This is a genomic window from Streptomyces sp. NPDC097595 (assembly GCF_044761525.1).
GTDB lineage: Bacteria > Actinomycetota > Actinomycetes > Streptomycetales > Streptomycetaceae > Streptomyces > Streptomyces drozdowiczii_A.
The window spans coordinates 29,813-52,187 of record NZ_JBIWCN010000029.1; the positions used below are offsets into that span (position 1 = coordinate 29,813).

The 22,375-nt window shown below is 73.3% G+C and carries 16 protein-coding genes; 11 read left to right on the plus strand and 5 right to left on the minus strand.

All coding sequences use genetic code 11. The annotated features are described in order from the left end of the window. Positions 1 to 17: 17 nt before the first annotated feature. Both ACIQZN_RS32775 and ACIQZN_RS32780 read left to right on the plus strand, forming a co-directional pair. Positions 18 to 1,049, plus strand: a complete 1,032-nt coding sequence (locus tag ACIQZN_RS32775; protein WP_404001869.1) for a ketoacyl-ACP synthase III family protein — start codon at positions 18 to 20, stop codon at positions 1,047 to 1,049. Further along, complete coding sequence (locus ACIQZN_RS32780) at positions 1,043 to 1,879, plus strand: alpha/beta fold hydrolase (protein ID WP_404001872.1); 837 nt, start codon at positions 1,043 to 1,045, stop codon at positions 1,877 to 1,879. Before ACIQZN_RS32775 ends, ACIQZN_RS32780 begins: the two co-directional genes overlap by 7 nt. 102 nt (positions 1,880 to 1,981) lie before the next feature. On the opposite strand, the gene scpA is transcribed toward ACIQZN_RS32780, so the two are convergent. The 3 genes from scpA to ACIQZN_RS32795 all read right to left on the minus strand — a co-directional run bounded on the left by scpA (position 1,982) and on the right by ACIQZN_RS32795 (position 8,755). Beyond that, the gene (scpA, locus tag ACIQZN_RS32785; protein ID WP_404001874.1) at positions 1,982 to 4,177 is read right to left on the minus strand and encodes a methylmalonyl-CoA mutase; all 2,196 of its coding nucleotides are present in this window, start codon (positions 4,175 to 4,177) and stop codon (positions 1,982 to 1,984) included. Next, the gene (locus tag ACIQZN_RS32790; protein ID WP_404001877.1) at positions 4,167 to 6,035 is read right to left on the minus strand and encodes a methylmalonyl-CoA mutase family protein; all 1,869 of its coding nucleotides are present in this window, start codon (positions 6,033 to 6,035) and stop codon (positions 4,167 to 4,169) included. Before ACIQZN_RS32790 ends, scpA begins: the two co-directional genes overlap by 11 nt. A gap of 80 nt (positions 6,036 to 6,115) precedes the next feature. Continuing rightward, positions 6,116 to 8,755 carry a BTAD domain-containing putative transcriptional regulator gene (locus ACIQZN_RS32795; RefSeq protein WP_404001880.1) on the minus strand — a complete coding sequence of 880 codons (2,640 nt, stop codon included), beginning with the start codon at positions 8,753 to 8,755 and terminating at the stop codon, positions 6,116 to 6,118. Between the two features lie 212 nt (positions 8,756 to 8,967). On the opposite strand from ACIQZN_RS32795, the gene ACIQZN_RS32800 reads away from it, so the two are divergent. From ACIQZN_RS32800 to ACIQZN_RS32835, 8 genes are read left to right on the plus strand one after another with little or no spacing between them, the layout of a single operon-like run. Next, a complete protein-coding gene (locus ACIQZN_RS32800; RefSeq protein ID WP_404001883.1) occupies positions 8,968 to 10,785 on the plus strand; it encodes a fatty acyl-AMP ligase in 1,818 nt (605 codons plus the stop codon). After that, on the plus strand, positions 10,779 to 12,527 hold the full coding sequence (locus ACIQZN_RS32805) for an acyl-CoA dehydrogenase (protein WP_404001886.1): 1,749 nt from the start codon (positions 10,779 to 10,781) through the stop codon (positions 12,525 to 12,527). The genes ACIQZN_RS32800 and ACIQZN_RS32805 overlap by 7 nt, the downstream gene beginning before the upstream one ends. Positions 12,528 to 12,562: 35 nt before the next feature. Next, positions 12,563 to 12,853, plus strand: coding sequence for an acyl carrier protein (locus ACIQZN_RS32810; protein ID WP_018554972.1), 291 nt, complete (start codon positions 12,563 to 12,565; stop codon positions 12,851 to 12,853). After that, positions 12,850 to 15,852: a type I polyketide synthase gene (locus ACIQZN_RS32815; protein WP_404001889.1), complete on the plus strand. Its 3,003-nt coding sequence runs from the start codon at positions 12,850 to 12,852 to the stop codon at positions 15,850 to 15,852. Before ACIQZN_RS32810 ends, ACIQZN_RS32815 begins: the two co-directional genes overlap by 4 nt. Beyond that, positions 15,849 to 16,895 carry a 3-oxoacyl-ACP synthase III family protein gene (locus ACIQZN_RS32820; protein ID WP_404001892.1) on the plus strand — a complete coding sequence of 349 codons (1,047 nt, stop codon included), beginning with the start codon at positions 15,849 to 15,851 and terminating at the stop codon, positions 16,893 to 16,895. The genes ACIQZN_RS32815 and ACIQZN_RS32820 overlap by 4 nt, the downstream gene beginning before the upstream one ends. Next, the gene (locus ACIQZN_RS32825) at positions 16,892 to 18,820 is read left to right on the plus strand and encodes an HAD-IIIC family phosphatase (RefSeq protein WP_404001895.1); all 1,929 of its coding nucleotides are present in this window, start codon (positions 16,892 to 16,894) and stop codon (positions 18,818 to 18,820) included. Before ACIQZN_RS32820 ends, ACIQZN_RS32825 begins: the two co-directional genes overlap by 4 nt. Then, the gene (locus ACIQZN_RS32830) at positions 18,795 to 19,040 is read left to right on the plus strand and encodes an acyl carrier protein (protein WP_161206849.1); all 246 of its coding nucleotides are present in this window, start codon (positions 18,795 to 18,797) and stop codon (positions 19,038 to 19,040) included. Before ACIQZN_RS32825 ends, ACIQZN_RS32830 begins: the two co-directional genes overlap by 26 nt. 2 nt (positions 19,041 to 19,042) lie before the next feature. After that, the gene (locus ACIQZN_RS32835) at positions 19,043 to 19,903 is read left to right on the plus strand and encodes a 4'-phosphopantetheinyl transferase family protein (RefSeq protein WP_404002017.1); all 861 of its coding nucleotides are present in this window, start codon (positions 19,043 to 19,045) and stop codon (positions 19,901 to 19,903) included. Here ACIQZN_RS32835 and ACIQZN_RS32840 read toward each other — a convergent pair. Further along, a complete protein-coding gene (locus tag ACIQZN_RS32840) occupies positions 19,883 to 20,806 on the minus strand; it encodes an AfsA-related hotdog domain-containing protein (RefSeq protein ID WP_404001898.1) in 924 nt (307 codons plus the stop codon). The two genes, ACIQZN_RS32835 and ACIQZN_RS32840, sit on opposite strands and share 21 nt — an antisense overlap. A 118-nt stretch (positions 20,807 to 20,924) precedes the next feature. Beyond that, complete coding sequence (locus ACIQZN_RS32845) at positions 20,925 to 21,851, minus strand: helix-turn-helix domain-containing protein (protein WP_404001901.1); 927 nt, start codon at positions 21,849 to 21,851, stop codon at positions 20,925 to 20,927. A gap of 238 nt (positions 21,852 to 22,089) precedes the next feature. On the opposite strand from ACIQZN_RS32845, the gene ACIQZN_RS32850 reads away from it, so the two are divergent. After that, entirely contained in the window at positions 22,090 to 22,284 is a 195-nt protein-coding gene (locus ACIQZN_RS32850; protein WP_404001904.1) for a hypothetical protein, read from the plus strand. Positions 22,285 to 22,375: the final 91 nt, after the last annotated feature.

Sequence of the window (22,375 nt, forward strand, 5' to 3'; positions counted from 1 at the left end):
CATCAAGGAGACATGGCGTGAGAGTGGAAGGCGTGTACATCAGCTCGGTCGGGGTGTTCCTGCCCCGCCGGATGAGTGCCGAGGACGCGGTCGCGGACGGCCTCTACGACGAGGAGGTGTACAAGGCGAGCGGTCTGACCGGCACCCATGTGTCGGACGGGATACCGGCGCTCGACATGGCGGTCACCGCCGCCCGGCAGGCGCTGGAACGGTCCGGCCTGGACGCCGAGGACGTCGAGTCGCACGTGCACAGCGGCGTCTACTACCAGGGGCCCGACGGGTCCTATCCGCCCGCGTACGTCCTGCGTGAACTCGGGGTCGGGCAGGTGCCGTCGCTGCACATCCGGCAGGGCTGCAACGGCATGCTCGCCGCGATGGAGGTCGCGGTCGGGCAGATGACCGGCGCCGCCGAGGTGGAGACGGCGCTGCTGACCACCGCGCAGAACTTCGCCACCCCGCTGATCGACCGCTGGCGCGGCTTCGGCGACTCCTACATCCTCGCCGACGGGGCGGCCGCGGCCGTACTCAGCAGCGAGGACGGCTTCGCCGAGGTGCGCTCGGTCAACTCCGGTACGCTGCCCGAGCTGGAGGCGTGGCACCGCGGCGACGAGTCGCTGCTGCCGCCGCAGGACGGGGCGGGCGAGCGGCTGGCCGTGGCCGAGCGGGCCGCCCTGTTCAACGAGCGGGAGATGTCGCTCGCCGAGACCGTCGAACGGATCGGCACGTTCGACCTCGACATCGTGCACCGCTCGCTGGTCGACGCCGGGCTGAACGCCTCCGACATCGCCCGCGTCATCCCCATCAACCAGGACGGGCGCATGATCGAGTTCTCGGTCATGGCCCCCCTCGGCCTGCCGATGTCCCGCTCCAGCTGGGACTTCGGCCGCTCCATCGGCCACGTCGGCGCCGCCGACCTGGTCATCTCCCTCGACCACCTGGTGCGCACCGGAGAGCTCGCGCCCGGTGACCACGTCCTGCTGCTCTCCCAGGGACCCGGCTGGATCAGCTCCGCCGGCGTCGTGACGATCAAGGAAGTTCCCGCATGGTGACCACGACCGCCCACGTGTCCGTACCGGGCACCGAGCTCTACTACGAGAAGACCGGGACCGGTCCGCTGCTGTTCCTGATGGACGGCGGCGGTGGCGACGCGCGCCGCACCGCGGCCCTTGTCGAGCGGCTCGCGGACCGGTACACCGTCGTCACCTACGACCGGCGCGGCATGTCCCGCTCCGCCGTGGGCGACCCCGCCCCGGAACTGGGCCCGCAGGTGCACACCGAGGACCTGGCGCTGCTGATGGAGGCCCTTGCGGACGGACCCTCGCTGCTGTTCGGCCACAGCGTCGGCGGAGTCATCGGACTGCACCTGACCGCGCGCCGGCCCGACCTGGTGTCGGTGTACGCGGCGCACGAGCCGTCCGAACTGGCCCTGCTCACGGGCGCCGACCGGGAGGCGGCCGCCGGTCTGATCGCCGCTGCCGAGAGCGACTACCGCACCTCCGGCTGGGGCCCCGCACTGGCCCACATGGCCCGGTTCAACGACATCGACGTGACCGCCCAGGACGCCGAACCGGACGTCGTACCGGCGCCCATGACCCCCGAACAGCTCGCCAACATCGAGTTCTTCCTCGCCCACGAGATCGGCTCCTACCGCCACCACCTGATGTCCGACGCCGACCTCGACGCCCTCAAGTCCGGACCGGCCCGCATCGTCCCCCTGGCCGGCCGCCCCTCCGAGCGCAGCTGGTCCTACCGCTGCGCCCGGAATCTGGCGGACCGGCTGGGTACCCCGCTGGAAGCCGTCCCCGGCGGCCACAACGGCCTCAAGACCCACCCCACGGCCTTCGCGGCCCGCCTCCACGAGGTCCTGACCGCGTCCTGACGCCCTCCGGAAAGCGACTGCCGCTCGTGGTCACCGTCCAGGTGACCACGAGCGGCAGTCGTCGTGTGGGGAGCAGCCGGGCGACGGGGGAAACGCGGCCCGCTACAGCTCGTGGCCGAGTTCGGTCGCGAGCCGCGTCACCAGGTCGTGGGCCGCGTCGGGGATGACGGTCCCGGGCGGGAAGACGGCGGTGGCGCCCATGCCGAGGAGCGTGGGGATGTCGGCGGGGGGAATGACCCCACCGACGACGACCATCATGTCCTCGCGCCCCTCGTCCGCGAGCGCCTCACGCAGCGCGGGGACGAGCGTGAGGTGGCCGGCGGCCAGGGACGAGACGCCCACGATGTGCACGTCCGCCTCGACCGCCTGCCGGGCGACCTCGCCCGGGGTCTGGAAGAGCGGGCCGACGTCCACGTCGAAGCCCAGGTCGGCGAAGGCGGTGGCGATCACCTTCTGGCCCCGGTCGTGCCCGTCCTGGCCCATCTTGGCGACCAGGACGCGGGGACGGCGCCCCTCGGCCTCTTCGAACCGGCCGACGAGGGCCCGGGTGCGTTCGACGCGAGGAGATCCGCCTGCCTCGTGGCGGTACACACCGGAGATCGTACGGATCTGGCCCGCGTGCCGGCCGTACACCTTCTCCAGCGCGTCGGAGATCTCCCCGACGGTGGCCTTGGCGCGGGCGGCGTCCACGGCCAGGGCGAGGAGGTTGCCGTCGCCCCGGTCGGCGGCGGCGGTCAGCGCGCGCAGTGTGCCCTGGCACGCCTGCTCGTCGCGCTCCTCGCGCAGTCGGCGCAGTTTCTCGATCTGCTGGGTGCGTACCGAGGAGTTGTCGACTTTGAGTACGTCGATCTGCTCGTCGGTCTCGACCCGGTACTTGTTGACGCCGATCACCGGTTGTCGGCCGGAGTCGATGCGGGCCTGGGTGCGGGCGGCGGCCTCCTCGATGCGGAGCTTCGGGATGCCGGCGTCGATGGCCTTGGCCATACCGCCTGCGGCTTCGACCTCTTCGATGTGCTGCCAGGCCCGGCGCGCGAGGTCGTACGTCAGCTTCTCGACGTAGGCGCTGCCGCCCCAGGGGTCGATGACCCGGGTAGTGCCGGACTCCTGCTGGAGGAGGAGTTGCGTGTTGCGGGCGATGCGCGCGGAGAAGTCCGTGGGCAGGGCCAGCGCCTCGTCGAGGGCGTTGGTGTGCAGCGACTGGGTGTGGCCCTGGGTGGCGGCCATCGCCTCCACGCAGGTGCGGGTGACGTTGTTGAACACGTCCTGCGCGGTCAGGGACCAGCCCGAGGTCTGCGAGTGGGTGCGCAGGGAGAGCGATTTGGCGTTCTTCGGGTCGAACTGCTGCACGAGTTTGGCCCAGAGGAGGCGGGCTGCGCGCAGTTTCGCGATCTCCATGAAGAAGTTCATGCCGATCGCCCAGAAGAAGGACAGCCGGGGTGCGAACGCGTCGACGTCGAGACCGGCGCCGCGTCCGGCGCGCAGGTACTCGACCCCGTCCGCGAGGGTGTACGCCAGTTCCAGGTCGGCCGTCGCCCCGGCCTCCTGGATGTGGTAGCCGGAGATGGAGATCGAGTTGTAGCGCGGCATCTTCTGCGAGGTGTACGAGAAGATGTCGGAGATGATCCGCATCGACGGCTTCGGCGGATAGATGTACGTGTTGCGGACCATGAACTCCTTCAGAATGTCGTTCTGAATGGTCCCGGCCAGCTTCTCCGGCGGCACACCCTGTTCCTCGGCGGCCACGATGTACAGGGCGAGGACGGGCAGGACCGCGCCGTTCATGGTCATCGACACCGACATCCGGTCCAGCGGGATGCCGTCGAAGAGCTGGCGCATGTCGTAGATCGAGTCGATCGCCACCCCGGCCATACCGACATCGCCCGTCACCCGGGGGTGGTCGCTGTCGTAGCCGCGGTGTGTGGGCAGGTCGAAGGCGACCGACAGGCCCTTCTGACCGGCCGCCAGGTTGCGCCGGTAGAACGCGTTGGACTCCTCGGCCGTCGAGAAACCCGCGTACTGCCTGATCGTCCACGGCTGGTTCACGTACATCGTCGGATACGGGCCCCGCAGATACGGCGCGATCCCCGGATACGTACCGAGGAAGTCCAGGCCCTCCAGGTCCTGCCCGGTGTACAGCGGCTTGACGCCGATGCCTTCGGGGGTCTCCCACACCAGGTCGGCCGGGGCGGACCCCGTGGTCTCCTTCACCGCCGCCTCCCACAGGTCCTCCGAGCCGGCGGGAGCGGGGGAGCCCAGGCCCAGGGTGGAGAAGTCGGGGATGATGTTCCTACTGCTCATGGGTCACGTCCATACGGTCGAGGGCAAGGGCCAGCACGGCGACCGCGTCGCATCCCGCGAAGACGTACGAGTCCACACCGCGATACGCCCGTGGGCGGCCGGCCAGGAACACCAGCGGCGCACGCGCCCCGACGAGCGCCTCGACGACCGCCTCGGCCTGCTCCTCGTACAGCGCGTCGCTGGAACACACGCAGACCGCGTCCGCGCCGCTCGCGAGGTAGGCCTCGGCGACGGTCGAAGGGTCGACGGACACCGGTTCGTGGACGGGTTCGATACCACCCGCCCGGAAGAGGTTCGACGCGAAGGAGACCCGTGCGGTGTGCACCGCCGCCGGGCCCAGCGCGGCGATGAACACGCGCGGCCTGCTCCCGGTCGCCGCCAGATGGGCGTCGCTCCGGGCGCGCAGCGCTTCGTAGTCCTCGTCGCACCGGACGCGGGGCAGGCCGCCGGCCGGAGCCGCGGGTGCGGGCTCACGGATCACCGGCTTCTCGGCCAGGTGGGGGAACTCGCTGACTCCGGTGAGCGGTTCGCGGCGCTCGGCCAGGCCCTTCCTGCGTTCGGTCCAGGTGGCGGCGAGGTGCTCGGCGACCAGGCCCGAGCGCAGCGCGGCCGCCTGGCCGCCCGCCTTCTCCACGGTCCGGAAGAACGCCCAGGCGGCGTGCGCGAGTTCGTCGGTGAGACGCTCGACGTAGTACGAGCCGCCCGCCGGATCGATCACGCGGGCGAGGTGGGACTCCTCCAGCAGGATGGAGGAGGTGTTACGGGCGACGCGCCGGGCGAACGCGTCGGGCAGGCCCAGCGCGTGATCGAACGGCAGCACGGACACCGCGTCCGCGCCGCCCACTCCTGCGGCCAGACCGGCCACGGTGGTGCGCAGCATGTTCACCCACGGGTCACGCCGGGTCATCATCACCGGCGAGGTCACCGCGTGCTGGAGCTGGGCGCCGGCTTCCGGGGCGCCCGATGCCTCGGCGACCCGCGCCCACAGCCGGCGCGCGGCGCGCAGCTTGGCGATGGTCAGGAACTGGTCGGCGGTGGCCGCGTACCGGAACTCCAGCTGGCCCAGGGCGGCTTCCGCGCTCAGACCGTGCTCGGTGAGAGCGCGCAGGTAGGCGACCCCGGTGGCCAGGGACAGGCCCAGCTCCTGCGCGGCGCTGCCGCCCGCCTCGTGGTACGGCAGGACGTCCACGGTCAGCGTACGGACCAGGGGGTATCCGGAGGCGACGGTCCTGGCCTGCTCGGCGGCGGCGGCGATGTCGAGCTGCTCGCCGGTCCGGGCCTCGTGGCCCAGCGGATCGGCCCCGAGGTTCGCGCGGACGGACGCGGGGGGCATCCGGCGCTCGGCGCACAGGTCCAGGAACGCGCGTGCCGCCTCCGCGTGGCCGGCGCCGGCGTCCAGCACCACGGGCGCGAGGTCCAGGTGGACCCCGGCCAGGGCCGGGGCGAGGCCCCCGAGGGGAATGCCGCCGGTGCCGACGGGGAGCCAGAGCGAGGTGCCGCCGTTCTCCAGATCGGCGAGCACGGCCTCGTTCACGCGCGCGGGGTCGGTGCCCGTGAGGCGCTGGCGCACGTCCCAGCCGCTCTCGGCGTTGCCCGGGGCCCTGCCTCCGCGTACGAAGGGGGCGAAGCCGGGAAGGCCCACGGCGCCCGGTTCGGGCGGGCTGTCGCGCGCGGTGTACAGCGGACGGGCGGTGAGCCCGTCCTGGAGCTGGGTGGACAATGCTTCTTCCGCGCCGTCGCCGGAGGCGTCCCTGCCCGATTTGCGCAGTACGCCCTCTACCAGGCGCTGCCACTGCTCATGTGTCGGGTCGGGGAACTCGGCGGCCAGGGAGAGCCCGTCGTCAGGCAGGACCGTCATGGCCCGGATGCTAGGGGCCTCCGCTAAACCGGGGCCGTAGCCGATGATGGACCCGGCCCGGCCGGTCCCGCCCCGCCCGCCTACGCCGCCGAGCGCAGACGCCAGACCCCCGGGCGGACCTCCGAGCAGTCCGGGGCCGGGGCGCGCAGCGCCGCCAGCCGGCGCCGGGCATAGGACTCCAGGCGGGCGTCCCCCAGGACCACCGCCTCGGACAGGCACTGGCCGAAGTGCTCCTCGGCGGTGGCCGGGCGCCCGCACTCGACCGCGAGCAACCCCATCACCCGCAGCGCCTCGAACCGGGCGCGAGGGTCCTGCGCGGCCGCGTCCAGAGCGGGGGAGAGGAGGGCCGCGGCGCCGTCGACCGCACCCGCGTCCAGCCGCAGATCGGCCAGGCCCGTCAGGGCGCGGCTCCGTTCGAGCAGGTCGGAGGCGATGTCGGCGGCCAGCAGGGCCCGTTCGTACAGTTCGGCGGCGGCCGGCAGCTCGCGGCGCTGCCAGGCCCGGTCGCCCAGCGAGCGCAGCAACCGAGCCTGGGCCGGCAGATCGCCCAGCTGATGGGCGGCGTCCAGGGCCAGCCGGTGGCAGCTCTCCCAGTCGTCCCAGGCGGCGAGGGTCTCCAGCAGACCGGTCAGCGCGTCGGCCAGGCGTACGGTCTGCTCCCACAGCCCGGCCCGGGCCGCCTGCCGGACCATCGTGACGAACGCGGGCCGTTGCCGGGCGGGCCACTCCAGGGAGTGCGCCCCGTCCACCTGCGCGGAGGCCTCGCGCAGCGCCTTCTCGTACGCGGCGCACAGCCGGCCGGTGGCCGTCCGTACCGAGTCCGCCGACTCGTGCGCGGCGAGCCGGTCCGCCGCCAGCAGCCGCAGGGGTTCGGACAGCCGGTAGCACGCCGGGCGGCCGGCGCCCGGCAGTTCCTCCCGGACCAGCCCGGCCGCCACCAGCTCCGCCACCGCGGCCCGTGCGCCGGCCGCGTCCGTGCCCAGGACCGCGGCGGCCGACTCCGTCCCGAAGGGCCCCTCGGGCAGCAGTCCCAGCAGCCGGAACTCCCGCTGCCGCGCGCTGTCGACGTCCTCGTACGCCGTGGCCAGCCGGTCCAGGAAGCCGGGCGCCACCGCGTCCAGTTCCGCGAGGCGCCCCGGCGCGCCACGGAACCGGGCAGCCTCGCACGGTTCGGCGCGGGCGGCGGCCCGCAGCGCCAGCGGGAGCTGCCCGCACAGGTCGGCGATCTCCGCGGCCTCCGCCTCGTCCGGCGCGTCGGACCCTCGGCGGGCGGCCACCAACAGCCGCCGCGCCTCCTTGGGCGCCGGCACGTCGAGGAGGAGCACCCGCCCGTCCAGCCCGGGCGGCACCCGCCGGCAGGTGACCAGGAACCTGGCCTCGGGGAGGGCCGCCGCCAAGGGCTCGACCTGGTCCGCGCGGTCCACCGAGTCCAGGACCACCAGCATGCGCCGGCCGCCGGTCAGCCCCCGCAGCAGCTCCCGCAGTTCGCCGGCGTCCCCGGGCAGCGCGTCCCCGGGCAGGGCGCCCTCGGCGCCGTACAGCCGGGCGATCCGTGCGGCGGCCGCCGCACCGTCCATGCCCTCGCGGCCCCCGTACGCGTCGGGCCGCATGCGGATGAGGACCCGGCCGCCGGGGAAGCGCTCGCCCGCCCGGTGCGCCGCCTCCGTGGCCAGGGCGGTCTTGCCGACGCCCACCTGGCCGCTGAGGACCACGATCCGGCCTCCGGGCGCGGCCAGCAGCGCGGCCAGCGCACCCAGCTCCTCCTCGCGTCCGGTGAACAGCCGGTCGGACGCGGGCAGCTCCACCACGGACCGGTGCGCGGCCGGGGCCTCGGGGCCGTCCGCCGTCCCCGGTCCCGGCACGGCGCCCGAGACCGGGACCCGGGCACGGTCCGCCCCCGGGCCCTCGGCGGCGCCGCCGTCCCCCGTCGGCCGCAGCAGCTCGGGGTCGCCGCCCAGGATCTGCCGGTGCAGCGTCTGGAGTTCAAGACCGGGATCGATGCCGAGCTCCTCCACCAGTCCGCGCCGCAGCCGGGAGAAGACCTGGAGGGCGTCCGCCTGCCGTCCCGACCGGTACAGGGCGACCATCAGGTGGGCGAAGAACTCCTCCCGCAGCGGGAACTCCGCGACCACCGACTGCAGTTCGCCGATGAGGGCCTGCTGCCTTCCCAGGTGGAGGTCGGCCCGGATCCGCTGTTCCAGCGCCGCCGTCCGCACCTCCGTCATCCGTACCGCCGTGCCGTCCAGCAGCGGACCGTGCGGGGTGTCCGAGAGCAGCGGGCCGCGCCACAGCGCCAGGGCCTGGCGCTGAAGCCGCGCGGCGGCGTCGTACTCGCGCTGCTCCATCCGCTCCTGCCCGCGCTCGTACAGCTCCTGGAAGACGGTGAGGTCCAGCTGTGCGGGGTCCAGCCGCAGTTCGTAGCCGGGCGCCCGGGTCACCAGCGCGTCCCTGCCGTACTCGGCGTCCGCCTCGTCCAGCAGCTTGCGCAACTGGGACACGTACACCTGCAACGTGGTGGTGGCCGTACGGGGCGGCTCCTCGCCCCACAGCTCGTCGATCAGGGTGTCCACGGAGACGATCTCGTTCGCCCGTACCAGCAGCGCGGCCAGGACCACCCGGATCTTCGCGGCGCGCGGTGTCAGATTTCTGGAGCCCCCGGAGTCCGGCCCCGGCCCCCCGGCCCCGCCGACCTCCAGCGGCCCCAGTATTCGAAAACGCATACGCCCTCCCCCGGCTGATTTTCGATGGCCAGGCTAGGCACGCCACCCACCCCGGCTCCGGACAGGTGCCCCCCTGAACCGGGCGCCGCAACCCCCGCACACGCACGCTGCAAGCCCCGCTTTAGCCACGGAACGGACGATGCGGACGCCCAGGTGGGAGCGGACGAGGGGCGTACCGCTGCTGCCCCGAGCGCACCATGAGGGGGCCTACGTTGACCGAGTACCGAACGTTTACCGAGCTGATCATGGATCGGGCGCGGACCCTGGGCGAGGCGGACGCGCACATCTTCCTGCGCGACACGGCCGCGGGCCCGGTCGAGGAACGGCTCTCGTACGCGGGCCTCGACGCCGCCGCGCGCAGCCTGGCCGTCCGGCTGCGCTCCCACGGTGCCCAGGGCCAGCCGGTGCTGCTGCTCCACCCGCAGGGCCCCGAATTCCTCAAGGCCTTCGTCGGCTGCCTCTACGCGGGCGCCATCGCGGTGCCCGCCCCGCTCCCCGGCGACCGGGGCGAGCGCCTGCACCGGGTCTCCGGGATCATCAAGGACACCGGCGCGCGGCTCGTCCTCACCGACGCGGCGAGCGCCGCCGAAGTGTCCCTGTGGCTCGCCATGGAGACCCGCGCCGAAGCCGTCGTCCTGGCCTCCGACGTCGTCGGCGCGGTCCCGGCCGCACAGGACTGGGAACCGCCCGCGACCGGCCCCGACGACCTGGCCTTCCTCCAGTACACCTCCGGCTCCACCTCCCGGCCGCGCGGTGTCATGGTCAGCCACCGCAACCTCCTCGCCAACGAGGCGGCCATCGGACGGGCGCTCGGCACCTCACCCGCCGACCGGTTCGGCAGCTGGCTGCCGCACTACCACGACATGGGCCTGATCGCGCACCTGCTGCACCCCCTGTGGCTGGGTTCCGCGTCCGTCCAGATGTCCGCCACCGCCTTCCTCAAACGGCCCGTCAACTGGCTCCGCATGATCTCCGAACACGGGGTGACCATCGGCGGCGGACCGAACTTCTGCTACGACCTGTGCCTGCGGCGCGTCACCGACGCCCAGCTCGCCGGACTCGACCTCTCCGGCTGGCGGCTCGCCCTCAACGGTGCCGAACCCGTCCGCGCCGACACCCTCGACGCCTTCGCCGCCCGGTTCGCCGCCGCGGGCCTGCGCGCCGGAAGCATGTACCCGGCCTACGGCCTCGCCGAAGCCACCCTCGTCGTCTCCGGAACCACCCCGGGCGCCCCGTACCGCCACCGCACCGTCGACCCGGCCGCCCTCGAACGCGACGAACTGCGCACCCCCGGGCCCGGCGAAGCCTCCCGCACCCTGGTCTCCAGCGGCCCGGTCGACCAGGACTTCGACCTGCGCGTCGTGGACCCCGTCAGCGGCAGCCCGCTGCCCGCCGGCCGGGTGGGCGAGATCTGGCTGCGCGGCGACAGCGTCGCCCAGGGCTACTGGCGGCGCCCCTCCGAGACCGCGCACACCTTCCACGCGGTCCTGGCGGGCGGCGACTCCGGCTTCCTGCGCACCGGGGACCTGGGCGTCGTCGAGGACGGCGAGCTGTACGTCACCGGGCGGCTGAAGGACGTCATCATCCTCAACGGCCGCAACATCTACCCCCAGGACGTCGAATGGGCCGTCCGCGAGATCGACCCGGCGCTCGGAGCCGGGCACGGCGCGGTCTTCACCGTCGACACCGGCCGCGAACAACTCGTCATCGTGCACGAGGTGCGCGTCCCCCACACCGACACGGCACGGCTCCAGGACCTGACCTGCCGCATCCAGACCCTGACCGGGCGGGACTTCGACGTGCCCGTCGGCAACGTCGTCCTGGTCCGGCCCGGCACCCTGCGCCGCACCACGAGCGGCAAGATCCAGCGCGCCCTGATGCGGAAACTCTTCCTGAGAGGCGGCCTCTCCAGCCTCCACGAAGTCCTCGACCCCGCCGTGCGCGCCCTGGTGGACGCCCCCCGACCGCAGGCCGACGACGTCGTCGTCCCCGCGTCGGCGGCCCGCCGGGCCCAGGACCTGCCGTGGTGAGCACCCTCGTGCTCGAACCCCGGCCCCCCGCCCCCGGAGCGCCGGCGGGGGACCGGGCCGCCGAGCTGGAACTCCTGCTGGGAGACCCCACCGACGCCCGCAACCCCACCGGCTACGCGAAGCTGCTGGTCGCCGACCGGCGCGGCACGCTGTCCGCCGACGCGGAGGACCTCCTCGACGAGTTCGGCCTGAACGCCGAGTACGTGCCGCGCGAACTCGGCGGCCGCTTCGACTCCGCCGAGACCCTGCTGCGCGTGATGCGCCCGGTCTTCCGGCGCGACGCGGCCCTCGGCGCCGGCTACGGCATGAGCACCTTCATGGCCGCGTCGGACGTGTGGATGAGCGGCAGCGGGGCCCAGCGCGGCTGGCTCGCCGAGCTGCTGCTGTCCGGCTCCAAAGCGGCCATCGCCCAGCACGAGACCGCCCACACCAACGACTTCGTCCGCAGCCAGGTGGCCGCCACCCGCACCCCGGCCGGCCTGTCCGTGAGCGGCGCCAAGTCCGTCGTCAACAACCTGCACCGGTCCGACGCCCTCGTGCTGTTCTGCCGGACGGACGACCGCCCCGGCAGCGGCAGCCACTCCGCCCTCCTGCTGGACCCGCGGACCCTGCCGGCCGACCGCTACCGGGTCACCCGCCGCCGCCCCCGTACCGGCATGCGCGGCTGCCACTTCGACTCCGTCGCGTTCGAGGACTGCCCGGTACCCGAGCAGACCCTGCTCGGCCCGCTCGGCAGCGGCGTGCCCACCTCCCTGCGGTCCTTCCAGATGAGCCGCACCCTCATGGCCTCCCTGGTCGCCGCCGCCGTGGACACGTGTCTGCGCACGGCCGTCCTCGTCGACCGCACCCAGAAACCCGGGCACGGCGCCCCCGTCGACCCCGAACACACGGCGACCACGCTGGCGAACGCCTTCGTGAACCTGCTGTTCTACGACTGCCTGGCCGTCGTCGCCACCCGCGCCCTGCACCTGCACCCGGCCGAGACCAGCGTCTACTCGGCCGCCGTCAAGTCGCTGCTGCCGCGCGTGCTCAGCGACACGATGTACGACCTGTCCACCGTCCTCGGCTCGCAGATCTACACCCGGGGCGGCACCGTCGGCGTCTTCCAGAAGCACCTGCGGGACGTGCCCGTGGTCAGCCTCGGACACGCGGGGACCGTCGCCTGCCAGGCCACGATCATCCCGCAGCTCCCGGCCCTGGCCGCCCGGTCCTGGTTCCGTGAACAGCCCGCCGCCGGCGCCCTGTTCGAGCCGGGCGCCCCGCTGCCCCCGTTCGGCTACGACCAGCTGGCGCTGGCCTGCGGCCGCGACAGCCTCAGCGCCTCCCTCGTGGAGACCGCGGGGACACTGACCGGCCGGAGCCCCGTCGAGCGCGCCCTGCGCGAACTCGCCGGGCAGATGGTCGACGAACTCCGGGACCTGCGCACCCGGGTGCTGGCCCTGCCCCCGCCCGGCGGCGGAGCCCCCGTCAGCCCGGTCTGGTTCACGCTCACCGACCGGTACGTCCTGGTGCTCGCCGCCGCGGCCGTCCTCGGGGTGTGGCGGCACAGCGACGCGGGCCGCGACCCCTTCCTCGCCGACCCCGCCTGGGCGGCCCTGGCCCTGCACCACATCGCCCGGCGCCTGGGCGCCCCCGACGTCGAAGTGCCCGCCGAGTGCACGGCCCGGGTCCACCAGGAGGTCCTCGCCCGCTTCGGCGACCAGCGCAGCTACGACCTGTACAACGTCCCCCTTCCCGGCTGACCGGCCGGCATGGCCCTGCACCGAAGGAGTCCGGTATGACCCTGCCCGCGCCGCCGCGCAGCGCGGCCGCCCCGCTGTACGGGTGGCTGACCGACCGGCTCGCCGTCTACCTGGACCGGGAGCCCGAAAGCATCGACCCCACCGTCCCGCTCGCGGTGTACGGCATGGACTCGGTCTGCGCGCTGAGCCTCTGCGGCGACGTGGAGGACGAGTTCGGCATCCCGGTCGACCCGTCCATGGCCTGGGACCACTCCACGGTGGCCGCACTGGCCCGGCACCTGGCCTCGCGCGGCGTCCGGGTACCGGCCGGCGGAACGCGCCCGTGACGGGCGCCGGCGCGGTGGCCGTCGTCGGGATCGACTGCGTCTTCCCCGGCGCGGTCGGTGCCGAGAGCTTCTGGGAGCTGCTCGTCCGCGGCGGCGACAGCATCGGCGAACTGCCCGCCGGGCGGCGCGAGGGGACCGGCTTCGACGCCTCCGTGCGCGGAGGGTTCATCGAGGACATCGCCACCTTCGACAACGACTTCTTCACCGTCTCACCCCGCGAGGCCGCGGCCATGGACCCGCAGCACCGGCTGCTCCTCCAGTGCGCGTGGCGGGCGCTGGAGGACTCCGGCCAGTCCCCGGCCGCCCTCGCCGGCAGCGACACGGGGGTCTTCGTCGGGGCGATGGGCAGCGAGTGGGCCCAGCTCCACATGGCCGACCACTCCCGGGTCACCCCTCAGCTCGGCGCCGGCACCAGCTCCTGCATGGCCGCCAACCGGATCTCGTACCACCTCGACCTCAAGGGGCCCAGCCTCGCCGTCGACACCGCCTGCTCCTCCTCCCTCGTCGCCGTCCATCTCGCCGTCAACTCCCTGCTGGCGGGGGAGTGCGGCACCGCGCTCGCCGGAGGCGTCAACCTCGTGCTGACCCCGGCCATCGGCCGCGTCTACGCGCAGATGGGCCTGGCCGCCCCCGACGGCCGCTGCAAGCCGTTCAGCGCGGACGCGGACGGCATCGGGCGCAGCGACGGAGCGGGCACCGTCGTGCTGCGGAGGCTGGAGGACGCGCTCGCCGACGGGCAGCGCGTGTACGCCGTCATCCGGGGCTCCGCCGTCAACCAGGACGGCCGCAGCAACGGGGTCACCGCACCCAACCGGTGGTCGCAGCGCGAGGTCGTCGCCGCCGCTTACCGGCGCGCCGGAGTCACGCCCGACCGGATCCGCTTCATCGAGGCCCACGGCACCGGCACCGCGCTCGGCGACATCATCGAGTGCGCCGCCCTCGGCGAACTCCACGCCGTGCAGCGCCCCGAGCCCTGCGCCATCGGCTCCGTCAAGGGCAACCTGGGGCACACGGAGGGCGCCGCCGGCATCGCCGGCCTCATCAAGGTCGCACTCGCCCTGCACCACCGCCTGGTGCCCGCCAGCCGCCACGCCGTCCGCGAGAACCCCCAGCTACGGCTCGCCGAGCGCGGCCTGAGCCTGCTCAAGGCGCCCCTGCGGCTCCCGGCCGGAGAAGTCCTCGCCGGAGTCAGCAGCTTCGGGATGGGCGGCACCAACGCCCACGCCGTCCTCGCCGGAGCCCCGCGGGTGCGCCGCACACCCGCTCGCCGTACCCGCACCGCCGCCCCCGTCGGCGTGTTCACCGTCTCCGGGAACACCCCCGAGGCGCTGCGCCGCAACCTCGCCGGCCAGGCCGAGGCCGTCGCCCGCCGCCCGCGCGGCGACGCCGCCGCCCTGTGCTGGACCAGCAACCAGGTCAAGACCGGCCTGGGCTACCGGGCCGCGATCACCGCCCGCGACACCACGGAACTGGCGACCGCCCTGAGAGCCGCCGCCGACGACGCCCAGCTGCGGGCCGGCATCGCCGACCGGGCCTGGCACCCCCCGGCCGTCGGCTTCCTCTTCAGCGGCCAGGGTGTCCAGGAACCGGGCATGACCGCCGGCCTCTACCGCGACAGCGCCGCCTACCGCCGCCACCTCGACGAGGCCGACGCCGCACTCGCCCCCCACCTCGGCGGTTCGGTCCGCGACCTGATCCTCGGCGAGGACCCGGCCGTCCACCGCACCGGCTGGGCCCAGCCCGCCCTGTTCGCCGTCGGCTACGCGCTGTGGCGCACCCTGGGCGACCTCGGTGTCCACCCCGACGCCGTGCTCGGCCACAGCGTCGGCGAGTTCGCCGCGGCCGTCGCCGCCGGGGCGCTCACCCTGGAGGACGCCGTCCGGCTGGTCGCCGTACGGGCGCGGCTGATGGAGGAACTCCCCGAAGGCGGCGGCATGCTCTCCGTGCGCGCGCACGCGGACGAGGCGCGGGACGTGCTGAGGACCCTCCCGCACGCCACCCGGCGCGCGGTGGCCGTGGCCGCCGTCAACGGGCCCGGCAACACGGTCCTGTCCGGTGCCCTGGAGGCACTCGACACCGTCGCCGCCGCACTGCGCGCGTCCGGTGTCCACAGCAGCCGGCTGCGCGTCTCGCACGCCTTCCACTCGCCGCTGACCGAACCGGCACTCGACCGGTTCGCCGAGTCCGCGGCCGGGGTCGCCTGCACCGCCCCCCGCATCCCCTTCGCCTCCACCCGCTACGGGCGCATGCTCGGCGACGAACCGCTGGACGCGGCGTACTGGCGCGAGCAGGCCCGCGAACCGGTGCTGTTCGAGGCGGCCCTGGACGCCCTGATGGCCGACCTGATGCCCGGGGTGCTGATCGAGATCGGCCCCGCCCCCCAGCTCGTCCAGCTCGCCGGCCGGACCGGACTGCCCGGGGGAGTACGGCTGCTGCATCCCGCGCCCGGTCTCCGCGCGGGCGGCGCCGACCTCGCCGAGACCGTCGCCGCCCTCTACCGCTGCGGACTCGACCCGCACTGGCAGGAGCTGTACGAACCCGCGCACCGCGCCGTGGAGCGGCTGGCGCCGTACGCGTTCTCCACCGAGAACCGGTACTGGCAGACTCCGGTGCCCCGCGCCGCCACCATGACCGCGGCCCCGGCCCCCGCTGCCCCCGGCGGGTCCGGGGCCGCATCCCCCGCCGACGCCGGTACCGGAGTCCCCGCCGGTCCGGCCGCCCCCGCGCCGGGCGGGTCCGAGGACCCCGTGCTCGGAGCCGTGATCGCCGCCGTCGTCGAGGTCGGCGGGTACGACCCGGCCCAGGTCGGCCACGGGACCCGGTTCTACGCCGACCTCGGCTTCGACTCCGTGATGATCATGCAGCTCAAGGACCGCGTCGAATCGAGACTGCCGCAGACCGGCAGTGTCACCGTCCAGCAAATCCTCCCGGCCCTGCGGACGGTGGGCTCACTCGCCGCGTTCCTCGGCGAGTGGATCAGCGTAGGAGCCACCCCATGAACCGCCCCACGGGCATGCCCGCACCCGCCTTCCACATCGCCGGCACCGCCGCCGCCCTGCCCGGGCCGGCCGTCACCAACACCGGCCTCGGCAAGGTCTTCGGGATCAGCGAGGAGTGGATCGACCTCTTCGTGGGCACCCGCACCCGCCACTTCGGCTGGGACCTGGCCACCGGCGAGGTCCTGCACTCCCTCACCGACCTGTGCGCCGAGGCCGCCGGCCGGGCGCTGGACGCGTCCGGATTCACCGCCTCCGAACTCGACTTCCTGGTCCTCACCACCACCACCCCCGACACCCTGCTCCCGACCACCGCCACCCAGGTCGCGGACCGGCTCGGACTCAACTACCTGCCCGTGTACCAGATCCAGGCGGGCTGCGCGGGCGCCGTCCAGGCCCTCGACCTCGGCCGCGCACTGATCGCCTCCGGCCACCGGGCCGGGCTCGTCGTCGGCGGGGACGTCACCGCCCGCTTCCTCGACCCCTCGCGCGGCGCCGCCACCCTGCCCACCCAGGAGCTCGTCAACTACGTGCTGTTCGGCGACGGCGCGGGCGCGGCCGTCGTCAGCGCGGACCCCGAGGGCGAGGCCATCGGCGTGCGGGCGCTGCTCAACTGCTTCACCGGACAGGGCCGCGCCCCGGGCCAGACCATCGACTGGGAGGGGCCCGCCCGCCGGGACCCGGACCGCCGCATGCTCCACGAGGACTACAAGGCCATCGAGGAGGGCGTGCCCACCATGGCGGGGGAGATCCTCTGGCAGCTGCTGGACACCACCGGCTGGCGCCCGGACGAGATCGACTTCCTGCTGCCGCCCCAGCTCTCCGGCCGGATGACCCGGCGCATCGTCGAGGATCTGGCGCTGCCCGGCCCCCGGGAGATCTCCTGCGTCGCCGACACCGGCAACACCGGAAACGCCCTGCCGTTCGTACAGCTCGACCGCCTCGTGCCGGAGCTCCGCCCCGGAGACCGGGCCCTGGCCCTCGTCGTCGAGTCCAGCAAGTGGATCAAGGCAGGTCTCGCCCTGGAGAAGGAGGACACACGGTGACCACCCCACTGGAGGAACTCCGCGCCCTGCACACCACCGGGAGACTCGCCGCGTGCTACCCACGGGTGCGCTCCCTGCTGGCCGAGATCACCGACGACCCCTCCCGGACCGAGGCCGACCTGCTGTCCGAACTGCGCCGCTGCGGCCGCGTCCTGGCCTCCCTGCGCACCGAGGACGTCCTCGCCGGCCACCCGGCGACGCCCGTCGTCACCGTCGCCGTCACCGGCCACTCCACCCTGGCCCAGCTCACCGACCCGCTGACCGCCGAGCTGGCCCGGCACGGCCTGCTCGCCCACCAGGTCCACGGCACCCACGGTGCCTACCTGCGCGACCTCACCGACCCCGACGGGGAACTGCGCACCGCCCACCCCGACCTCACTCTGTGCGTCCTGGACGCCGACGCCGTCCTCGGCCGGCTCCCGCTGCCCTGGGGCCCCGACGACGTCGAGACCGCCTGCGCGGAACTCGCCGCCCACCTCACCCTCGTCGCCGAGGCGCACACCGCCCACGGCACCGGCACCCTGGTCCTCAACACCCTGCCGCTGCCCCGCCACTGCGCCCAGCAGCTCGTGGACCAATGCGGGCGTGCCCGGCTGGGCGCGGTGTGGCGCGAGTTCAACGCCCGCCTGCTACGCCTGACCGAGAGCCACCCCGCCGTCGTGGTCCTCGACCTCGACCCGGTCATCGCGTCCACCGGCCCGGCCGGCGACCCCCGTCTGGCCCTCTACACCCGCTCGCCCTTCAGCGACGAACTGTTCTCCGCCTACGCCCGCGACGCCGCCCACGTGCTGCGCTCCCGGACCGGCCTGACCAAGAAGTGCCTCGTCCTCGACCTCGACAACACCCTGTGGGGCGGAGTCCTCGGCGAGGACGGGCCCGACGGCATCGCGCCGGGCGGCAGCCTGATCGGCGAGCCGTACGCGGCCGTCCAGCGGGTGGCGAAACAGCTCGCGGCCCAGGGGGTCCTGCTCGCCGTCAGCAGCAAGAACGACCCGGACCCGGTCCACGACGTGCTCGCCGGCCACCCCGACATGACCCTGCGCCCCGCGGACTTCGTCGCCGTCCACGCCGGCTGGGAGCCCAAGGACGGCAGCCTCCACGCCATCGCCCGGCGGCTGGGCATCTCCGCCGACGCCCTCGTCTTCCTCGACGACTCGCCTGCGGAGCGGGCCCTGATCCGCCGCCATCTGCCGGGCACCGCCGTCGTCCCGCTCGGCGCCGAACCGGCCCTGCACCTGCACGCCCTGCTGCGCGACGGCTGGTTCGACACGCCGCAGACCACCGACGACGACACCCGTCGCACCGTCCGCTATCAGGAGGCCGCCGCACGCGAGGAGTTCCGCGGCAGCACCGGCTCCTACGAGGACTACCTGGCGGAGCTGCGTACCGAGGTCACCCTCTCCGCACCCGAGCCGCACGAGATCCGCCGGCTCTCCCAGCTGTCGCTGCGCACCAACCAGTTCAACCTCACCGGCGAACGGGTCCAGGCCGACCGCGTCACCGCCCTTCACCGCACCGACGGCCACCAGGTGCTCGCCGTCCGCGTCAGCGACCGCTTCGGCGACAGCGGGCTGGTCGGCGCACTCTTCCTCCGCCGCGAGGGTGACACCCTGGCCGTGGACAACGTGTTCCTCAGCTGCCGGGCACTGGCCCGGGGCATCGAGGACGCCTGCCTGGCCGCCGTACTGGCCCATGCCCGCGATCAGCACCTGACCGCCGTACGGGCCCGCTACCGCCCGACCCGCAGCAACACGAGGGTGCGCGGCTTCTACCCCTCCCTCGGCTTCGCGCAGGAGGAGGGAACGGGCGGGGACGGCATCTGGTTCCGCCACACGCTGGACTCCCTGCCACCCGTACCGGGTCATCTGACCCTCGACGCCCGACTCGGAGGGACGGTCCATGGACACCACCTGCAACATCACTGACCTGCCCCGCTTCCTCACCCACGTCTGCGAGGAACTCGGCCTCGACCTGACCCCGCAGGAAGCCGCCGCGGATTTCGACACCCTGCTGGACTGGGACTCGGTCCACCTGCTGCGCCTGGTCATGCTCGCCGAACGGGCCACCGGACGGCCCGTCCCGGTCGCCCGGGTGCTCCAGGCCCGCAACCTCGCCGAGGTCCACCGTCTGGTGGTCGCCCCGTGACCATGGCCATCGGGGACCCCCTCGCCGTCACCGTGGCGGGTACCAACTGGACCGCCGTGCGCACCGAACTGGCGGCACACGGCACCGCGCTGGTGCACGGCCGCCTCGACGACTGGCGCCCCGCCGACCCGGGCGGGGCCGCGCTGCGCGCCACCCTCGGCCGGGACTGGGCCCGCTACCGGGACATCACGCACGAGGAGATACGCGACCAGTTCGCCGCCTCCCGCCTGCTGCTCAAACACGCAGCGGCCGCCGCGCTGCACGCCGAGCCGCAGGACCTGGAGCTGATGTACGGACCCACCGGCCGGCCGTACCTGCGCGGCTGCGACCAGATCGACATCAGCCTCAGCCACACCGACGACCTGCTGCTGGTCGGCCTGACCACGCGCGGCCTGGTCGGGGTGGACGCCGAGCGGTCCGACCGGCGCATCTACAGCCGCGGGCTCGACCGGCACATCTGCACCCCGCACGAGCGGCTGCTCGTCTCCGAACTGCCGGAGGAGGAGCGCAACCCGAGCCTGCTGCGGCTGTGGACGCTCAAGGAGGCGTACAGCAAGGCCATCGGGCAGGGGATGCGGTTCAGGTTCACCGAGTTCGGCTTCGGCCCCGACGGCCGGCCCACCCAGGTGCACCGCCCGGACGGGACACCGGGAGCGGGCGACGAATGGTCCTTCCGGACATGCCTCCTCGTCAGCGACGGCCTGGAGTTCTGCGTCAGCGCCGCCGTCTACGACGCCGGGCTCGGCCGGACCGCGGACGCCCAGATCACCACCATGCTCGACACCGACGCGGTGGCCGCGCTCACCGAGGCGCTGGAAGGGGAGTGGTCGCATGACTACTGGTCACAGGTCCTCGACCACTGAGGTGGTCGTCTCCAGGACGGCCCTGTCGGCCTGGATGAGGCTGAGCGAGACCGGCGCCAGCCGCCGGCCCCTCCCGTCCTTGCCCAGCGGCTCCCACACCGCCGCGCAGCGCAGCGGCAGGTCCGGTTCCGCGTAGCCCCGGAAGTGCGCCCGCAGCGAGGCCAGCGTGATCCGCCCGGCCGCCAGCCCGTGCGCCCGCACGGCGGCGTACAGCGACACCTGCCGCACGGCCTCCAGCAGGACCCGGGCCGGGATCTCCCCGTCGACGGGCGGCGGCAGCACCACGTCGACGGCGAGCCGCCCGTCGGCCGTACCGGGGTTGCGCAGCAGTACGTCGCGGGGGTCCTCGTACCCGATGTCGGCCGGGTCGACGGGGGAACCCGCCGGGGCGGCAGCGCCACCCCCGCCGGCCGTGCCGCAGGCGGCCAGCAGCGCCGCGCGGCTGTGGCGGCGGTGGTTGGTGTGCACGCCGGGCGCCAGGAACACCAGGCTGGCGTCCCCGGCACCACAGGGGCTGCCGTCGATCCGGATCGCCATGCGGAACTCCAGGACCCGGGGTACGCCGTCCACGACCTTGTCCGGGCGCACGCTCAACCGGACGTCGAGCCGTCCGTCCGGCACCCGGCTGCGCAGGGCCGCGACGTCGTCCGCCCACAGCCCGAAGCGATAGAAGACCGCCACGCGGTCCGGCTTCACGGCGAAATGGCAGCGCCCGATGAACTCAGCGGCCTCCTGGACCGCACCGACCACGTCCAGCAGCTCATGGAAGCGCCGCCCCTGTGCGTTCCCGGTTGGGAACTCGCAGACGAGGACGAACTCCTCCTCGATGTCAGGTACGGCCGGTACCGGATGCTGCCACGACCTCGGCCGGTGGATCAGATGACGGACTGCGGGACTCCGCATACGCCACACCCCCTAAGAACCGGACCGGATACGGTCTCGGCCCGATTCAGGGTGCCTTGAGGGCGGGTGCCGGAACCAGCCATCCGTGATGGCAGCAAGTGGCCCGGCACGTAGTGCCTTACGCCATCCCGTTGGGGTCGTCGAGCATCCCGTTCGCGGCCGCGCTCACGCCCGCCTGGAACCGGCTGGTGGACTCCAGTTCCTCCATGATCTGGGAGATGTAGCGCCGGCAGGTCCGTACCGACATGCCCAGTCGTCGCGCCACGACCTCGTCCTTGTGCCCCTGGGCCATCAGCCTGACGATCGATCGTTTCAGGTCATCGGTCACGGCCGTGGGCTCCTCGGCCCCCGGTGAGAAGGACGTGGCGGCCGCCCACAGGTGCTCGTACACCTTGTAGAGGAAGGCCACGAGCGCCGGCTCGCGGACCACGACCGCCCCTGGGGCGCGGCCGTCCACGTTCTGCTCGGGGAGGAAGACGATCTCCCGGTCGTAGATGACGATCCGGTCGATCAGCTCGTCCGTCGTACGGACCTCGGCGCCGGCGGCTGTCACGACCCGCACATACGCGGTGGTCGCCAGATCGCTGCGCACGGTGTGCTGGTAGAGGTGGCGCACCGTCACCCCGCGCGCCAGGCGCGTCAGTGTGAGCGGCCGCGCGTTGTCGAGGAAGTGACTGGGTCTGGGGCCGCCGGGCTGTGCGGTGAGCACCTCCGTACGGCACCGGGCGCCCCAGTCGTTGAGCATCGACTGCAGGACGCCGATGTCGCTGATGATGTCGAAGGCTTCCGCCTGGTTGCGACGCTGGCGGCTCTCGAAGTACGTGGGTTCCAGAGCCCGCATCCGGGTGCGTACGTCGGTGACGGCCTGCTGGAGCTCACGGATCTGCGTCTCGGTGGGTCCGACGAGGTCGGCGGCGGCCGCGTCGGGGCTGACCGGGACGAAGGTGCCAGGCTCCCCGGGCGTGGGGTGGAGCAGGCTCAGGGTCTGCAGCTTCTTCTCGATCTGGGCGGCCTCTTCGAGGCTGATCCCGAGAGCCTCGGCCACTCCCTGCCGCGTGTACCGCCCATGAGTGACGGCGTGCTGATAAGCAATCGCACAGTCGTCGTCGAAGGCATCGGAGTGCGGCAAGTAAAGCGGTTCCCCGGCCATCCCTTTGGTCACTCCCCCGTACGGCATGGAACTAGTTGCCAGGCCACTTTACGTCATCGAGTTTCGCTTGGAACTGACTTGAGCCGTTGGCAGTGTGTACCTCGCACCGCACGGATGTCTACAGGGGGTAACGATGAACAAGGCAGCGGCGAAGCGCATATTCTCGGGATTGCTCGTCACGTTCGGAATTTGGGGAAGTCTTGGAATGGGCTTGGCGGAAGCATCAACTCCGGATCTTCAGGCAAAGGTTGATATTTCCGGTTCGTCCCTCGCCGGTGACGTGCGGTTCCATGTCCTCGACGACCAGTGGGGTGTTGCCCACCCCTGACTCGAACCCCGGGTCGGAGGCGCGCGTCCGCTCCCCGGCCGGCCGACATGGCCGGTTGCGGGAGCTTTGCCGTTCCTGGGGCAATCCGTGA

Coding starts and splice junctions, on each gene's coding strand:
- ACIQZN_RS32780 (WP_404001872.1), top strand. CDS start 1,043: ATGGTGACCACGACCGCCCACGTGTCCGTACCGGGCACCGAGCTCTAC.
- scpA (WP_404001874.1), bottom strand. CDS start 4,177: ATGAGCAGTAGGAACATCATCCCCGACTTCTCCACCCTGGGCCTGGGC.
- ACIQZN_RS32790 (WP_404001877.1), bottom strand. CDS start 6,035: ATGACGGTCCTGCCTGACGACGGGCTCTCCCTGGCCGCCGAGTTCCCC.
- ACIQZN_RS32795 (WP_404001880.1), bottom strand. CDS start 8,755: ATGCGTTTTCGAATACTGGGGCCGCTGGAGGTCGGCGGGGCCGGGGGG.
- ACIQZN_RS32810 (WP_018554972.1), top strand. CDS start 12,563: ATGACCCTGCCCGCGCCGCCGCGCAGCGCGGCCGCCCCGCTGTACGGG.
- ACIQZN_RS32820 (WP_404001892.1), top strand. CDS start 15,849: ATGAACCGCCCCACGGGCATGCCCGCACCCGCCTTCCACATCGCCGGC.
- ACIQZN_RS32830 (WP_161206849.1), top strand. CDS start 18,795: ATGGACACCACCTGCAACATCACTGACCTGCCCCGCTTCCTCACCCAC.
- ACIQZN_RS32835 (WP_404002017.1), top strand. CDS start 19,043: ATGGCCATCGGGGACCCCCTCGCCGTCACCGTGGCGGGTACCAACTGG.
- ACIQZN_RS32840 (WP_404001898.1), bottom strand. CDS start 20,806: ATGCGGAGTCCCGCAGTCCGTCATCTGATCCACCGGCCGAGGTCGTGG.
- ACIQZN_RS32850 (WP_404001904.1), top strand. CDS start 22,090: ATGAACAAGGCAGCGGCGAAGCGCATATTCTCGGGATTGCTCGTCACG.